Here is a 15,512-nt window from a genome sequence, read left to right on the forward strand (position 1 = left end):
CCGTCTCGAGGCGTATGGAGCGCGTTTCTCTGACCGATAGCGAGTCCTCGGAGGCAGCCGACGGCGTCCATCTGGCGCTGCTTGCCGGCACCGAGTCGATGAACGTCCAGCATTTCGAGATCGAACCAGGTGCGGTCGTCGAGGAACACAGCCATCCCCACGAACAGACCGGCTTCATTTGTGAGGGCGAGTTGACCTTTCTCGTCGATGGAGAGGTAGTCGTTTGTGGCCCCGGCGACTCCTACGCGATTCCGGGTGAGCAGCCTCACGCGGCCGAAAACAATGGTGATGAGACAGTCCGTGGCGTCGATGTCTTCAGCCCGCCACGGGGGAACCCGAGCTGGCAGGAGTAGCCCCGTCGACTGTCGTGTCTGCTGGTCACCACTATTAGATACCACGAGGTTATACCACTAGGTTCGCAAGATACGCCCATGGCAACTGAACAGCGGTCAGTGGGACGCAGGTGGATCGGAACGGCGCTCGAGCGACTCGGGCCGGCATGGCTCGCTGGCGCGATCGCGGCGGGGCCGGCAACGATGGGCAGCCTGCTGGTCGCGGGCGCGAGCTTCGGCTACGCCTTGTTGTGGGTCGTCGTCTGTTCGGCGGTGTTGGGTGCCCTCGGCCAGTATCTCGCCATGCGGTTGGGGCTGCTCACGGAGGACGGAATCGTCTCGGTCGTCGAACGCCATCTGGGATCGACCTGGGCTTGGGTGCTTGTGGTTGATGTCGTGTTGGCCGCCGGCTTGGCGCAGGTAATCATCATGAAGACGCTTGCCGAGGTCAGCGCGACGATGGTTGCCAGTGCGGGCGTCGATGTCGCCGTCTTGGCCGATCCGCGCCTCTGGGGAGTCACGTGGGCCCTAATTCTCGCGCTGGGACTCGCTGGCGGCGGCTACCGGGTCGCCGAACTCGGGGCCAAGGTGCTCGTCTCGATGGTCGTCGTCGCGTTCGTCGCAGCTGCGTTCGTCGTCCCGATCGACCCCACTGCGGCGGCGGGCGGACTGGTGCCAGCGATTCCCGCAGGCGTCGATGGCGCACTCGTCGCCGCGGGCATCCTCGGCGGTGCGGTCCACATCACGCTGCTGACGATGCAAAGCTACACGATGCGCGCCCGTGGCTGGACCGTTCGTGATGCCGACACCGCGGTCGTCGATATTCTGAGCTCGATGCTTGGCGCGTTCGGGGTTTTCAGCCTCGCGGTCTTTCTCGTCGCGGCGAGCGTGCTCCCGGCCGCCGGCGTCGATCCCGCGACGATCGACGGGATCAGCGCCGCCCAGACCCTTGGCCCGGTCGCCGGCGAGTATGCGACCTGGGTGTTCCTCGCGGGTCTCCTCGGTGCGGCAGTCTCGACGCTCGGCGGGAACACGATCGTTCCACCGTACCTGCTCGCTGACAAACTCGGCTGGGAACAGTCGACAGACGACAGCCGGTATCGCGCCGCCGTCGCCGGCGTTGCACTCGTCTCCGCCGTCGGTGCGTTCCTCGGCGGCGCGTTCTTCCAGTTGCTCGTGCTCACGCTGGCCTTTGGCCTCGTCGGAACCCCCTTTGCCATCGCCGTCATCCTCATGCTGCTGAACGATCCCGACGTCGTCTCGAAGACGAACTCCCGTGTGGCGAACCTCGGTGGGGTCGTGCTCTTCGTCGTCGCCGCCCTCCTCGCGGGTGAGTTCGTCCGCGGGGAACTCGAGACGATCACCGACCCGCTCTCGGCGTTCGTCGTCGCCTTCGCGGTCGCGATGGCCCTAGCACTGCTCGGACTGGCGGGACGATACGTCCGCGATCGGGTCAGCGGGGACTGATACGGACTCCTGGCAGTCAGTGCCGGTGCACCCGCAACCCGAACTGCGGGCCCACCGGGACATCGGGACAGCAGACCGTATGAACCGCACGTGTCACTGCCGGTCGAAATCGAACTGTCATGGAAGCGCGGTTACCACACCGAAAAAGACGAGCAGCCCGAGTCCGGTAACGAGGGCCGCGATCCCGAGCGGAACGAGTATTCGGCCAGCTTTCCACATCGCGGCGATCATGGCTGCCATCGCCTTTGTTGGAGTCTGTATAGCTGACATGTGGTAGTGACTACCATATCGGGGACCTTGAAAGTCAGTCAGACGAGTGACAGACGCCACGTCTCAGCGCCGCTCGAGTGGCTTTCGCATCTCGACGTGTGGAATGCCGGCTTCCTCGAATTCTCCGCCGTGGCGCTCGTAACCGAGGCTGCGATAGAAGTCGGCGGCTTGTGTCTGTGAGTGTAGTTTGAGGGTCACGAAGCCGAGCGTCTCGGCATGGTCCTCGAGTCGTTCCATCAGCGCCCGGCCAACACCCGATCGACGCCGTGACTCGCGGACGGCGACGCGTTCGACCTTACCGACGCTGTCTGCGTACTCACGAAGCCGTGCCGCGCCGATCGGCTCGTCGCTGTCGTATGCGACGAAGTGAGTGGCCGTCTCGTCGTGTGTGTCGTACTCCAGTTCTTCGTCGACGCCCTGCTCCTCGACGAACACCGTATGACGGACTGCAAAGGCGTCTTCCCGTTTCACTTCGGAGTCGGCGACGTACACCTCGACCATCAGAAACACGTACGACGTAGTCGGCCGAGAGCGTTTCGCCACGGTTCGATTCAGGTCAGTGTCGCGTCTGGAAGTGACGGACCGCGTCGAAAAACTCCCGTCGCTTGCGCTCGAGGAAAATGAAATGCGTGCCGCCCGCGATCTCTACGTATCCTTTCTGGTGATCGGTCGCACCCACAGCATCGTACAACTGCAGTGCACCTTCGCGGGAGATGATCCCATCGCTCGAGCCACGAACCACGAGCGTCGGATCGTCGATGTGCGCCGGGTGATACGTCTGCTCTTGGCGTACGAGCGGGGCGATGATCGTCTCCGGGCTATCATCGATCGCCTGATTCGTATTGAAAATCGCCTTCCAGACTGCAGCCTGGACCGCTGTGGCAGTGAACTCGTCGCCGCCGATCCAGTCATCCGTGTCGGCGTCCTCGGGGACCTCCGCGTTCCATCTCGTAATGAATTCATCACGGGCTTGTGATAAATACGCCGGGCCCTCGGGATCTGCACCGACCTCGAGTGTGTCGAACGAGCCGCCGGCGAGGGTGACTGTCGCATAGTCGGGTTCTCCAAGCGTGTACACCGCACGGCCGCGCCACGTCCCTCCCGAGAGGCCCACGTAGTGTATGCGATCGAAGCCGCGTTCCTTGCGCAGCCACTGTGTCACTGCGAGGAGATCGAGCGCTTCGCGTTCGAACGACAGTGGTGGCGTATTCACCTCTGGTGGCTGTTTGTACTCGCGCGGGAGTTCGGTGTCGCCGTAGCCACGCATGTCCGGTGCGAACGTCGCCTGCCCCTGTGCCGCAGCGTACCGCAGCCAACCGAACTCCTCGGTGAGGGGTGGGTCGAACATCGATACGCCGCCGTAGGTCATCCCGTGAACGAAGAGCACGGCTTCGTCCGGGTCGTCGGTGGTCGTCCGCTCCCAGACCCGAAGTTGGTGGCCATCGTCCATGGTCAGATCGTGGGCAGTCGGCTTCCACGCTGTTGATTTCGGCTGTTCGATCCGCTGTTCGTCCACCGTCGCAGCTGCGGTGGTCGTTCCGATAACTGTCGTCCCAACTGTTCCTACGAGAAACGACCGTCTCGACGCCGATGGCGGGTATTTGTCTACCATATATCAGCGTACTAACTCCAATAGCACAACAAATAACCATAGCTAATTGGTTCGAGAACAATATACCTGACTTCTAGAACAGTCTTGCGCAATAGAAAACGCGGTCGAGAGCGTGGTGCCAGGGTTATCACCAGCACGTCTCACGAGTCCCATTCCGACTGCAACGTTGTCCTCGATATCGGTGCAGTCACAGACAACTCGAGTTCACGCTCGTGGCTCAGTTTCGAACGTGACACGCTCAAGGTACACAGCCATTTCGTCTCGAGGATCCGTGACAATCGTCTCGATCGAGACGATGAGAGCGGGGCTGTCGTGAGAGTGGATCACTCACTGTCAGTGATACCGATAGCAGAAGAATGTGAGAGTGGAAACCGTTATGACAGTCTCGGTCTCTGTTCGGCGCGAGCCGATCGTCCGAGATGCCCGTGTCAGCTTGCGTCTCTATTTCTCACGGCAAACCCGTGAGAGGACGAGAAACTCGCTTACGCGAGTTTCTCGATATTGTTAACGACTTCCTCGGCGAACTCGCTGGTGGCGAGCTTCTCGGCGTCTTCGAGCTGGCGCTCTAAGTCGTAGGTGACCTTGCCCGAGGAGATGGTCTCTTCGACGGCGTCGCGGACGAGGTCGGCGGCGTCGTCCCAGCCCATGTACTCGAGCATCATGCGGCCCGAGAGGATCATGGCGGTCGGGTTGACCTTGTCCTGACCCTCGTACTTGGGTGCGGAGCCGTGGACGGGTTCGGCGAGCATCAGGCCGTCGCCGAAGTTAGCGCCGGGCGCGATGCCGAGACCACCGATCTGGGCACCACAGGCGTCGGACATGTAGTCTCCGTTCAGGTTCATCGTCGCGACGACGTCGTACTCGTCGGTGCGGGTGAGGATCTGCTGGAGCATGTTGTCGGCGATGCGGTCGTTGACGACAACGGCGTCGTCCGGCGCTTCGCCGTCTTTCTCCTCCCAGAGGGTGTCCTCGGTGATGACCTCGTCACCGTATTCCTCTTCTGCGACCTCGTAGCCCCAGTCGCGGAACTGTCCCTCGGTGAACTTCATGATGTTACCCTTGTGGACGAGGGTAACGGAGTCGCGGTCGTTCTCGAGGGCGTAGTCGATAGCCTCACGGACGAGTCGCTTCGTTCCGAACTCCGTGATCGGCTTGACACCGATGCCGACGGGACCGTCGTGGATGACGCCCGTTGCGCCCATCTCGTCTTCGACGAACTCCTTGACCTGCTCGACTTCGTCGGTTCCGGCTTCCCACTCGATGCCGGCGTAGACGTCTTCCGTGTTCTCACGGAAGGTGATCATGTCCATCTGACCTGGCTCCTTGACGGGCGACGGAACGCCGTCGAGGTGATAGGTCGGGCGGACGTTCGCGTAGAGGTCGAGCTTTTTGCGCAGGCCGACGTTCAGCGAACGGAAGCCAGCACCGACGGGCGTCGTCAGCGGACCCTTGATCGCGACGCGGTGTTCCTTGATTGCCTCGACGGTCTCGGCGGGCAGGTTCTCGTCGTATTTCTCGCGCGCGGACTCGCCAGCGTAGAGGCGCATCCAGTTGATTTCGCGGCCAGTGGCGTCTGCGGCAGCCTCGAGCACTTTCTGTGCGGCAGGGCCGACGTCGCTTCCGACACCGTCACCGTAGATGATCGGGATGATTGGGTTGTCCGGCACTTCGAGCTCGTCTTCAGTTCCTTCCTTCAGCGTGATCTGTTCCCCGTCCTCGGGGACGTCGATCTTGTCGTAGCTCATCTCGTCTGTACGGTTCTCCGACGGGGGTAAAAGGTCTACCATTTCCGTCTCCGACTGGCAAAACCTGCCCGATCTTTACACGAGATGTGTTTCTTGAAAATGCCGAAAACGAGGGTTTGAGGGCCCGAAGCCTCGAAAATAGGATGGTAAATAATGTAGAATGCCGTTAAATGAAGGGGGTAATGAACTGCCTTTTTATATTACCCACACAGGTAATTTGTTCGGTAAGCGTGTCTGCATACTGCCGGACAGCAGTCAATATGAACTCGGTCGTGAATTCGCGGCCGTCTCTACCGGTGACGGCCACAGCAGCGCGCCCGATCGTCACGTCGTTCTGTCCGGCAGTATCAGTGGCACTCTCTCGGCGATGGCCCCACTGTCGGATACGGAATGCTGAGTGGCCAACTGTACGTGATAATCTGGCGTGTCCACGCGAGGAACAGACTATAATATAGTAGCGACTGGAACTGGTCACACACTGATCGTACAGCCCTCATGCGATCGGATATGCACTGATGTTCAATGGCTACTATAACTGCCGCTTCGAGACCGCTCGAGCGACCCGCCGGGAGCGTTCGTGCCTGCGTGCGGTCTCGTGGCGACAGTTGGTGGCTCGAGCCGGCGTCTATGATGACGTGCTCGGTTCGTGGCGTCTCTCACGCCACCGTACTCGAGGCGTGCATCCGGTATAACCCGTGGCGACCGTTTCATCGAGCGGCAGGATACTATACTGTATTACTCCTGTAACAGTCGAGTGCGACGCCGTTCGCTCACCGCTCGCGTCCGGTCACAGTGGCCACACGGGCAGCAACGCGGTGGCAGTGCCGTCCGACGAGGAGACGGAACCTCTTTTTGTCGACCGAACCAACCCCGGTGCATGGCCGAATCCGAGGTCGACCTCGAGTCAGAGCAGTACGAGAAACACCGCGAGGCGGGCGAGATCCTCGCGCAGGTACGCGAGGAAGCAGCCGACCGTGTCGAGGTCGGCGCGAGCCAACTCGAGGTTGCCGAGTGGGCCGAAGACCGCATTCGGGAACTCGGCGGCCAGCCCGCGTTCCCCGTCAACATCTCCGTCGACGAGGAGGCGGCCCACGCAACCCCGTCGATCGGCGACGAGACGACCTTCGGCGAGGAGATGGTTAACCTGGACATCGGCGTTCACGTCGACGGCTGGCTGGCTGACACCGCTGTCACCGTCGACCTGTCGGGCACTCCCGAGCTCGCGGAGGCTTCCGAGCAGGCACTCGAGGCTGCCCTCGAGATCGTCGAACCAGGTGTCGAGACCGGCGAGATCGGCGCGGAGATCGAGGACGTGATCGACGGCTACGGCTACAATCCCGTCGTCAACCTCACGGGTCACGGACTGGGTCACTGGGAACAACACACCAGTCCGAACATTCCCAACCGAGCCGTCTCGCAGGGGTCGACACTCGAGGTCGGCGACGTCGTCGCGATCGAGCCGTTCGCGACCGACGGCGGCGGCAAAGTCACGGAAGGCGCAAGCGAGGAGATCTTTTCGCTCCAGCGCGAGGGAACGGTCCGCAACCGCCAGGCCCGCGACGCGCTCGAACAGATCACCGAGGAGTTCCGGACGTTGCCGTTCGCGACGCGCTGGCTCGAGACGGATCGCCCGGAGATGGCACTCCGCCGGCTCAAGCGCAACGATATCATCCACGGCTACCCCGTTCTCAAGGAAGACGACGGCTACCTCGTCAGTCAGAAAGAGCACACGATCATCGTCACCGAAGACGGCTGCGAAGTGACGACGAAGTAAGGACGGGTATATCGGTGATCAGCATCGGTAATCGTCGCAGTGAGACGGGAGACACCGCGGAGGGAGCGACGAACACGGGAGCCCAACCAACGGGCGCTGGTGGTCGAACCGTGAGGGTCGGTTAGGCGTTGTTCATCCGCTGACTCGTACGGTTGCCACACCGCTGACACTCGGCCACGCGGTAGGGCTCGCGAGAGAACTGCGCGTTCTCTTTCTTGAGGCTCTCGGTTCGGAGCTGAACGGATACCTCGTGGAGAGTTTCGAGATCGCATTCATCGCAGTACTCAGTCATCCCATTAACGGAATCGTCAGTCGTTGCCATTGTCATATTATCTGCCGTAGCATTATCTTAAAACCCTGCTTTATTTTGTCGTGTGAAACGCAAAAATCGCAAGACAGCGGTACCATCGCCGAAAAACCTCGTTGAACGCTCGAACCGTTTACGAGAAACGCACGTTCCTTCAAGACCTAGTTGTAATCATCTATAACACCGATCCAGGGTGTATCGAACTGCTTGAGCGGGCATCCAGGCTGAAACCCTTTAAGACCTCCTCGAGAGACCAGTAGTATGGAGCAGGTGTTCGCACCATGGCGTATCGAGTGGATCAGACGCGAGGACAAAAACGCGGAGATCGAGGACTGTGTCTTCTGTGAACTGCCAGAGCAGGATACCGACCGGGAGAATCTGATCGTCGCGCGAAGCGACCATGCCTTCGTCATGCTGAACAACTATCCGTACAACCCGGGTCACACCATGGTGATCCCTCACGCACACACCGGCGAGTATGCAGCCCTTGAAGACGAAATTCTCCTCGATCATGCCCGCTTGAAACAGCGAACCTTCGATGCACTCGAGGCTGCACTCGAGCCAGACGGCTTCAATGCCGGCTTGAACCTCGGAAACGGGGCTGGTGGCTCGATCGACGACCATCTGCACACCCACGTCGTCCCACGCTGGCAGGGTGACACCAACTTCATGCCAGTGCTAAGCGACACCACAGTAATCGTCGAAGCGCTCGAGGCGACGTACGAGCACGTCCACGAGGCGTTTGCCACACAGGAGGGAACGACTGTTCCCGACGCGGACAGCGCAGTCGTAATCGAGTAGCGGCGCTCGTCGACGGGTCGTCGCAGACAGGCATCTGGCACGCAGTGCCAACGCGACTGCGAGCAGTCCTGCGATCGCGCCAGGGCTCCCGCCACACCAACCGGAATCGTCCGGAACGAACGCGACCGTTAGTGTTCGCAGTACAACGTCTTGCCGTTCCGGAGACACTCGATCCGGATCGGCTCGTCGTAGGTCACCGACACGTGGTCGACTGACCGGACGTAGATGGCCGGAGTCTCACCGGACTGACGGTTAAGATTGGTGAGCAGGCCGGACTCGTGGAGTCGGTCGACTTTTCGATAGGCAGTCGAGAGCGGGAGGTCGTGTTCTGCCGCCAGCTCACGGACCGTCGTCGGCTCGTCAGCGGACAGGAACACGGCCCGCGCGTCGTCGTCACTCAGCAACTCGATGATCTGGCCGGGATTGCACCCGAATTCATCGTCCCGCTGGGCGCGCGTACACGGGGAGAGTTGTCTGGCTGTCTCACTCATGCACGATCGGTCGCTGCGGGGCGGTTTATCTGCGGTTCCAATTCCCGCGAACTGAAGATTATGTCATGCATTGACTCTCTCGAGTCGAACCCATCGTCCGGCGTCAGACGGACTCCTCTCATACGGTCTACTGTCAGTCATTGCCGGTGCAACCGCGACCGCCCTGCGGTTGCACCGGTACATCGTTACAGCAAACCGTATCAGTCCATTCCCGCAGATTCGGGCAGGCTGACACCTCACGACGGCAGCCGTCTCAGACCGGATCGCCGAACGCGTACATGGTCTCGTGGGCCGTTACCTCGAGGTCGACGAAGTCGCCGGGATCGAGGCCGTGCTCGCTTGCGTTCTGGACAATGATCTGTCGGTAGGCCGAATCGCGACACTTGACGGAGTCGGCGGTCCCTTCCTCGACGACGAGACAGTCATCGCGGCGCTGGCCGACCATATCCGCATAGGCGTCGGCGACGAGGTCGCGTTTGAGTTCGCTCATCTCCTTCGAGCGTTCCTTTTTGACGGTCCCGCCAAGCCCTTTCATCTCGGCGGCGTCGGTGCCCGGCCGCTTCGAGAAGCGCGTGACGTTGATCTTCTCCGGGCGCGTCTCCCGCAGCAGCGCCATCGACTGTGCGTGGTCGTGGTCGGTTTCGGTGGGGAAGCCGACGATGAAGTCCGTCGACAGCGTCCAGTAGTCGAGGGCGTCGTCGAAGGTGTCGACGACCTCGAGGTACTCTTGGACCTGATGCTGGCGGCGCATATCGCCGAGAACGTCGTCGCTGCCCGACTGGACCGGTGCATGGAGGAAGTCGTAGAGTTCGTCGTTTTCGGCGAAGACGGCAGCGAGTTCTTCGCGGATGCCGTGGACGCCCTTCGGGTTGGCCATCCCGACGCGCACCCGGAAGTCGCCGTCGATGGCACAGATTTCCTCGAGCAAGCGGTGAAGCTTGCGTTCGCCCTTATCCCAGCCGTAGACGCCGGTGTCCTGGCCCGTGATGCGAATCTCCTTCGCGCCGGCATGGATCAGCGCGCGGGCCTTTTCGACGTTTTCCTCGATCGGCGGGGAGTCGATCTTGCCGGTGGCCTTCTTGGTGATACAGTACGAGCAGTCGGACATACAGCCGCGCGCGATCGGGAGGATGCCGACGACGCCATCGAGGATCGGTTCGGCGTCGGGGGTCGTCGTCGGACACTCGCCGTTGGTGACGGCTTCGGGGACCTCGTCCCAGTGGAGGACCTGGCCGTCGATGTCGGCCTGGGCGAACTCCTCGCCCTGTGCGAGGGCCATACAGCCGGTAATGAAGAGATCGGCCGTCTCGTCGGCCAGTTCTTCGGCCCGTCGGAGCATGTTGCGCTCGGTCTTCTCGACGACGGTGCAGGTGTTGAGGATCGCGACATCGGCCTCGTCCGGTCCGTCGACCCGGTAGTGACCCGCATCACGGAGCCGTCGCTCGATCTCGCGACTCTCCCCGCGATTCGACGTACACCCATACGTTTCGATGTGATACCGGGCCATCCGTTTCGTCCAACTGTCGGGGACCGGACGGCAAAAGCCCGACGGATCGGAGCAGCGACAAGCGACCCCGACCGCCGATTAGTCGTCGAACCCTCGAGACACGCGTCGGCTCGAGGAACCGCTCCGATAGACCACATAGAGGAGCAACACCGCGATGAGGAAGTCGAACCCGTGCTCCATGAGGTGGTGGACAGTCATCGGGGTGAGTCCGAGAACGGTTCCCAGTCCGATCACCGAACGGATGACGAGGATTCCCAGTACAGCTGTGATCAGGACGTAGCGGGCCGACCGACGCTGTGAGTACGCGACAAGGCCGATGACGAACAACGCCGTCGTTCCGATGACGGCGAGGATGATGACGGCGACGAGGATCGGCGCGAGTTGCGGATCGAGCCACTCGTCGGCAAACGACAGCGCAAGCACCATGTGATCGACATCTGAACTGGGAGGGGCAGTAACCTATTCCCTTTGGTCCGTCCGTGAAAAGCTCGTGACCGACCGCAATGCTCGGTCGGCGGCCCGAACAACGGCTTTCCCGGCTGTTTTCGGGTTCGTGCATCGTACGCGGGCGGTTCTCGGCGAGTGGGAACGCGGGAAACCCGTTATATGCCCCCCGCCGCTAGGCACGGATACGAATACGACCCTCCAGGGGGGAAACAGTGATATGACCGATACGAGAGATGAGATCCACGCTCACGTCCAAACCAACGCTGGCGTTCATTTCAATGAGCTCGTCAGGGAGTCGGCGTTCGCGCCGGGACAGGTCCAGTACCACATCCGTCGGCTGCTCGAGGATGATCGCCTCGTCCGGGAGGAGTGGTACGGCCGGACCCACTACTACCCGCCGGAGTACGACGCGTGGGAGCGAAGCGCCCTGGCGCTGTTCCGTCGCGAAACCGCCCGCGAGATCGTCACGCATCTGATCGAGAACGAACCCGCCGCGCCTGGCGACATCGCCGACGAGCTCGGAATCGCCCGGAGTACGCTCGAGTACCACCTCGACCGATTGGTCGAACACGAGATCGTCGACAAGCGCTACGACGAGCAAAACCGCGTCGTCCTCGAACTCGCAAACCCCGATGAAACCGGCCAGCTGTTGACGACGGTGACGCCGACGGTCCCCGATCGGTTCGTCGACCGGTTTACGCGACTCGTCGACGAGTTGCTCGCAGGCACGTCTGACGCACAGTAACTCCTCTCACGACTGCAGTCGTGGGCGTTCTCCTCGAATCTGTATAACAGTCGGCTGGTCGTTGGACCGCTGCTTTCCTACTGCATTCCGGGGGTTTTCTCGAGTCGGTTGTAGTGATCGTTCATCACGTTCAGCGTCGCGATCAGCGCGCCGAGGACGACAGGGCCGTAGAACAGCCCCATGACGCCGAACGCGTAGACGCCGCCGAGAACACCGAGGATAATCACGGCGGGATTGAGATCGGCGTAGCGATCGACGAGAATCGGTCGGAGGTAGTCGTCGGAAAGCCCGACGATGATCGTACTGTAGACGAGGAGTGCCACCGCAAGCACCGGCTCGTTCGCTAGAAACAGGAAGGCAACGGCCGGTCCCCAAACGAGAAACGAGCCGACCAGCGGGATCAACGAGAGGACGATCATGATCACCGTCCAGAACGCAGCGTTCGGAATTCCGGTCGCGAGCAGCCCCAGTCCGGCGAGCGTTCCCTGAATGATCGCGATCAGGACGTGCCCGACGAGGACGGCCCCCATCACCGCGTCCAGTTCCCGATAGAAATCGTCCTGGACGTCATCGGGTAGCGGCGTCAGCCTCCTGATCCAGTCCAACAGCGCGGTCCCGTCTTTGAGCAGGTAATACAGCAGAAAGATCGCGACCCCCAGTCCGACGGCGGTGTGTGTCAGTGCGCTAAACCACGCCGTCGACTGCTCGAGGACCGTGCCGCCGACTCCCTGCGCGGAGTCGGTGAGTGTGGCCGTCAGATCGACGGTCATGCCGGTCTGTTCCTCGATGTATCGCTCGAGTTCAGTTGCGCCGAGCGATTCCGTGTCAGTGTTTTCGACGAGCTGTCGAGCGTCGCTGGCGACCAGTGCGACGATTACGAGCAGCGGAACGACGACACCTGCGACTGTCACGGCGACGAGTCCGAAGGCGGCAACCGGCGACGGAACCTGCTGCTCGAGCCGTTCCTGAATCGGGAACAGGACGTAGGCGATGAGGATCGCACCGAGAACGTACTGGAAAAACGGGAGCACAAGCAGCAACGAGAGATAGGCGAAGAGACCGATGAGGACCAGCAGAAACCCCTTGCTGAGATTCACGGCTGTTATTTCCAGCGTTAGTGAGATAAAACCACGGCCTGAACGTATTGTCAGTCAGGACTGTCGTCGCGAACCGTCACACGGCTTCAAGGGCCTGGTTCGTGAAGTGAGACTCGAATGTCGACGCAGCTCGATCCACTCTCGCTCTCGGCTGATCTCCTCTATACTGTCAAGACCGAGGGCGACGCGGACCCGTTGCGGGAGCGCCTCGCGACGCTCGAGCGGTCGCACCTGGATCGGGCACTGACCGGTCGCAAGGGAAAGCTTGCGTTCTGGCTCAACTGTTATAACGCGTACGCCCAGCTCCTCCTCGAGGAGGAGGCCGACGACGACCTGTTCGATGGCGGGTTGCTCGACGAATGGAAGTTCTTCGCGCGCGATCAGATCCCGATTAGTGGGGTCTGGCTGAGTCTCAACGACATCGAACACGGGATGCTTCGGAGTTCGAAACTGCCGTGGGGGATGGGCTATCTGCCACGACTGTTCCCGTCGTCGTTCGAACGGCAGTTCCGCCTCGAGACGTGTGATCCGCGGATCCACTTCGCAGTGAGTCACGGGGCCGATCACTGCCCACCGATCGCGGTCTACTCGCCCCGTGACGTCGACGAGGAACTGGATATCGCCATCGAGTGGTTCCTAGAGGAGAACGTTTCTTACGATTCCGGCGAAGCCAAAGCGACGATTCCGCGCCTGTTCCGCCAGTATCGAGGGGACTTTGGCGGGACGAGCGGGATCGTCACGTTCCTCCGAGAGTACAACGCCGTTCCGGCTGAGACCACCCCGTCGCTCGAGTACGAGCGCATCGACTGGTCGGCCGATCTCGACGTCGATCTCGACGGAGACGACGTTCGGCGGTAGTCCGTCGGCCGCAGGTGCGGGAGTCGGCGACAGTACTCAGTCGTGCCGGTGAATGGTCGCCGTCGGCGCGTTGCGCATGACACCGCGAGCCGCCCGTTCGGCGTTGAACCGCGAGGCGTATCCTTCGCCGCTATCGGCGATGATGTTGCCGTTCCAGTGGACGAGCCGCCAGCGCCACTCGCCCGCCGCATCCTCGTAGACCTCGAAGCGGCTGGTTCGCTCGGTGTCGTTCGTTGGCTCGGCGTCCGTCGTGTCGCCGTCATCACGATCGGTGACCCGAACACTCGAGCCGTCGGGATCGTCCCACTCGAGTTCGAGGGTCAGGTCGGCAACCGGATGGTCGGGAGTCGGATCGCTCGTCGCTTCGAGTCCGGCGACGACGCGGTCCGGAATCGTGATTCTGACCGTCTGACCGTCGTCGGAGAAGGTAACCGGTCGTCCCGACTCGGCAGCGGCCGTCAACTCGCGGAGGAGTTCCGCGACGTCCGTGCGGTCGTACGCCCGCTCGAGGGCGAAGCTATCAGCTGTGTCTGTGCCGTCCGATCGATCGGCATCGTTCGGTGTGTCGGTCATAGCGGAACTTCGTGGCGCTGTGAGTTAGTGGTTGGTTCTCGCCGTCGGTGTGTCTTGATCGTCTCTTCTGCCGGTGTGTTTTTGTCGCCGCGCTGTCTTCGCTCGCTCGTGACTGCACGCGACTGGACCGCCGACCGAGAGTCCGTATTCGACCGCGACGCGTTCACGTGTCGCCACTGCGAGACCGTCGGCGACGACGCGACGTCGCTTCGACTCTCTCCCGTCGGTGACGTGCCACTCGAGGGGACCGTTCACGAAAGCGCGCTCGTCACCGTCTGTGCGGACTGTTTCGAGATACTCGAGGCAGGTCCGGTGACACCCTCCGTCAGCGCCGAGACGCTGTTTCACCGCGTCCGCGAGACGACCCGGCTGCAGGGAGCGACGGTTTCGGACGTCGCGACCGTCGCGTCGCTGTCGACATCGCTGCCCGCGACCCTCGAGTCCGCTCGCGACGACGGGACCCAGGGCGACAGCGACGCGGTGTCGAACTACCGCCGCACCCGGCGCGATGTCTTGCTTGCGATCGCGATCGTCGACGCCCACCTCGAGGACCTCGCTGCCCTCGAATCGGCCGTTGACCCCGACGTTCGGCCGTCGCTCGAAGCGTTCACCGAGACGGCAACAGCCCTCCAGTCGGGGCTCGTCGAGGTCATCGAACTGAGCGAGACGGTCGTGTCGGCACTCGAGCGCTGTCACGGCTGTTTCGACTCGCTCGAGGGGAAGACGTGTTCGACCTGTGGACTCGAGGCCTGCGAGACGGCTGCCTGGCACCATCCTGGTGGGTCGATCGCGTTCGATCGACTCTTCGGCACGATAAACGAGACGCTGCAGGACGCTTCCGAGACGACCGACACGCTGACCGATCGGGCGACGGCACTCGCAACACAGCTCACGGCGGAGCTGTGAGTACACGGCTGGTGGCGGAGATTTATACTCACACCGCCGAAACGGCTTGACGATGACTGAACACTTCGAGCGCAACCACATCGGAGGGTGGATCGATGGGTAGCCTCCTCGAGACAATTGTGGTCCCGATCGCGAGCGAGGACGATGCCGACGAGACGTGTCAGGCGATTTTGGAGGCGATCGGCGACGACGAGCGACCGACGATCCACGCCGTCCACGTGATCGAAAAGGCCGGTGGCGCACCCGACAAAGCAGGCGTCGAACAGCGCGAAGAACACGCTATGCGTATCTTCGACCACGTCGACGCACGACTGGCCGACGAACCGGTCTCCCTCGAGACGGAGATCCTGTATGGTACCGACGTTGCGGCGACGATTCTTGACGCTGCACACGAACTCGACGCGACGGCGATCGTCTTTACGCCCCGTAGCGCGAACCGGTGGCTGAAGCTGCTCTCCGGCGATGTCGAACGCAAACTCCTCTCGCAGACCGATCGGCCGCTTGTCGTGTTGCCGCGGTCCGATCAGGAGACGTAACGAGACTCTCGCCGTCGCCAGCTACTCGCTTGACTCGGGAACCC

18 protein-coding genes are annotated in these 15,512 nt (G+C 61.9%); 8 read left to right on the top strand and 10 right to left on the bottom strand.

The window, feature by feature from the left end:
• The first annotated feature begins 14 nt into the window (after positions 1-14).
• A complete protein-coding gene (locus BDK88_RS05970) occupies positions 15-353 on the top strand; it encodes a cupin domain-containing protein (RefSeq protein WP_130499585.1) in 339 nt (112 codons plus the stop codon).
• 78 nt (positions 354-431) lie between these two features.
• Positions 432-1,799, top strand: coding sequence for an NRAMP family divalent metal transporter (locus tag BDK88_RS05975; protein WP_130499586.1), 1,368 nt, complete (start codon positions 432-434; stop codon positions 1,797-1,799).
• A 117-nt stretch (positions 1,800-1,916) separates the two neighbouring features.
• On the opposite strand, the gene BDK88_RS21080 is transcribed toward BDK88_RS05975, so the two are convergent.
• The 4 genes from BDK88_RS21080 to icd all read right to left on the bottom strand — a co-directional run bounded on the left by BDK88_RS21080 (position 1,917) and on the right by icd (position 5,426).
• On the bottom strand, positions 1,917-2,069 hold the full coding sequence (locus BDK88_RS21080; protein WP_165396914.1) for a hypothetical protein: 153 nt from the start codon (positions 2,067-2,069) through the stop codon (positions 1,917-1,919).
• 63 nt (positions 2,070-2,132) lie between these two features.
• Positions 2,133-2,570, bottom strand: a complete 438-nt coding sequence (locus tag BDK88_RS05980; RefSeq protein WP_130499587.1) for a GNAT family N-acetyltransferase — start codon at positions 2,568-2,570, stop codon at positions 2,133-2,135.
• Between the two features lie 55 nt (positions 2,571-2,625).
• Positions 2,626-3,585 (bottom strand): alpha/beta hydrolase, encoded by a 960-nt coding sequence (locus BDK88_RS05985; protein WP_242611612.1) that lies wholly within the window; start codon positions 3,583-3,585, stop codon positions 2,626-2,628.
• 578 nt (positions 3,586-4,163) lie between these two features.
• On the bottom strand, positions 4,164-5,426 hold the full coding sequence (gene icd / locus BDK88_RS05990; protein WP_130499589.1) for an isocitrate dehydrogenase (NADP(+)): 1,263 nt from the start codon (positions 5,424-5,426) through the stop codon (positions 4,164-4,166).
• A gap of 877 nt (positions 5,427-6,303) precedes the next feature.
• Between icd and map the strand changes: the two genes are divergently transcribed.
• Positions 6,304-7,200 carry a type II methionyl aminopeptidase gene (gene map / locus BDK88_RS06000; protein ID WP_130499591.1) on the top strand — a complete coding sequence of 299 codons (897 nt, stop codon included), beginning with the start codon at positions 6,304-6,306 and terminating at the stop codon, positions 7,198-7,200.
• A 121-nt stretch (positions 7,201-7,321) separates the two neighbouring features.
• Here the strand turns inward: map and BDK88_RS06005 are convergent, their stop codons facing one another.
• The gene (locus tag BDK88_RS06005) at positions 7,322-7,522 is read right to left on the bottom strand and encodes a DUF7835 family putative zinc beta-ribbon protein (RefSeq protein WP_008008912.1); all 201 of its coding nucleotides are present in this window, start codon (positions 7,520-7,522) and stop codon (positions 7,322-7,324) included.
• 246 nt (positions 7,523-7,768) lie between these two features.
• On the opposite strand from BDK88_RS06005, the gene BDK88_RS06010 reads away from it, so the two are divergent.
• Entirely contained in the window at positions 7,769-8,308 is a 540-nt protein-coding gene (locus BDK88_RS06010; RefSeq protein WP_130499592.1) for an HIT family protein, read from the top strand.
• Between the two features lie 128 nt (positions 8,309-8,436).
• Here the strand turns inward: BDK88_RS06010 and BDK88_RS06015 are convergent, their stop codons facing one another.
• From BDK88_RS06015 to BDK88_RS06025, 3 genes are all read right to left on the bottom strand, one after another.
• Positions 8,437-8,799, bottom strand: coding sequence for a winged helix-turn-helix domain-containing protein (locus BDK88_RS06015; protein ID WP_130499593.1), 363 nt, complete (start codon positions 8,797-8,799; stop codon positions 8,437-8,439).
• Positions 8,800-9,052: 253 nt separating this feature from the next.
• Positions 9,053-10,306, bottom strand: coding sequence for a tRNA (N(6)-L-threonylcarbamoyladenosine(37)-C(2))-methylthiotransferase (locus tag BDK88_RS06020; RefSeq protein ID WP_130499594.1), 1,254 nt, complete (start codon positions 10,304-10,306; stop codon positions 9,053-9,055).
• Between the two features lie 78 nt (positions 10,307-10,384).
• Positions 10,385-10,732 carry a DUF7471 family protein gene (locus BDK88_RS06025; protein WP_130499595.1) on the bottom strand — a complete coding sequence of 116 codons (348 nt, stop codon included), beginning with the start codon at positions 10,730-10,732 and terminating at the stop codon, positions 10,385-10,387.
• A 238-nt stretch (positions 10,733-10,970) separates the two neighbouring features.
• On the opposite strand from BDK88_RS06025, the gene BDK88_RS06030 reads away from it, so the two are divergent.
• The gene (locus BDK88_RS06030; protein WP_130499596.1) at positions 10,971-11,498 is read left to right on the top strand and encodes a winged helix-turn-helix transcriptional regulator; all 528 of its coding nucleotides are present in this window, start codon (positions 10,971-10,973) and stop codon (positions 11,496-11,498) included.
• Between the two features lie 77 nt (positions 11,499-11,575).
• On the opposite strand, the gene BDK88_RS06035 is transcribed toward BDK88_RS06030, so the two are convergent.
• Positions 11,576-12,595 carry an AI-2E family transporter gene (locus BDK88_RS06035; RefSeq protein ID WP_130499597.1) on the bottom strand — a complete coding sequence of 340 codons (1,020 nt, stop codon included), beginning with the start codon at positions 12,593-12,595 and terminating at the stop codon, positions 11,576-11,578.
• A 117-nt stretch (positions 12,596-12,712) separates the two neighbouring features.
• On the opposite strand from BDK88_RS06035, the gene BDK88_RS06040 reads away from it, so the two are divergent.
• Entirely contained in the window at positions 12,713-13,453 is a 741-nt protein-coding gene (locus BDK88_RS06040) for a DUF547 domain-containing protein (RefSeq protein ID WP_130499598.1), read from the top strand.
• Positions 13,454-13,489: 36 nt separating this feature from the next.
• Here the strand turns inward: BDK88_RS06040 and BDK88_RS06045 are convergent, their stop codons facing one another.
• The gene (locus BDK88_RS06045; RefSeq protein WP_130499599.1) at positions 13,490-14,026 is read right to left on the bottom strand and encodes an amphi-Trp domain-containing protein; all 537 of its coding nucleotides are present in this window, start codon (positions 14,024-14,026) and stop codon (positions 13,490-13,492) included.
• A gap of 108 nt (positions 14,027-14,134) precedes the next feature.
• On the opposite strand from BDK88_RS06045, the gene BDK88_RS06050 reads away from it, so the two are divergent.
• Together BDK88_RS06050 and BDK88_RS06055 are read left to right on the top strand one after the other, a co-directional pair.
• On the top strand, positions 14,135-14,932 hold the full coding sequence (locus tag BDK88_RS06050; protein ID WP_130499600.1) for an HNH endonuclease: 798 nt from the start codon (positions 14,135-14,137) through the stop codon (positions 14,930-14,932).
• 95 nt (positions 14,933-15,027) lie between these two features.
• Entirely contained in the window at positions 15,028-15,468 is a 441-nt protein-coding gene (locus BDK88_RS06055) for a universal stress protein (protein ID WP_130499601.1), read from the top strand.
• The last annotated feature ends 44 nt before the right edge of the window (positions 15,469-15,512 follow it).

Origin of the sequence: Natrinema hispanicum, from assembly GCF_004217335.1 — an archaeon.
Taxonomy (GTDB): Archaea; Halobacteriota; Halobacteria; order Halobacteriales; family Natrialbaceae; genus Natrinema; species Natrinema hispanicum.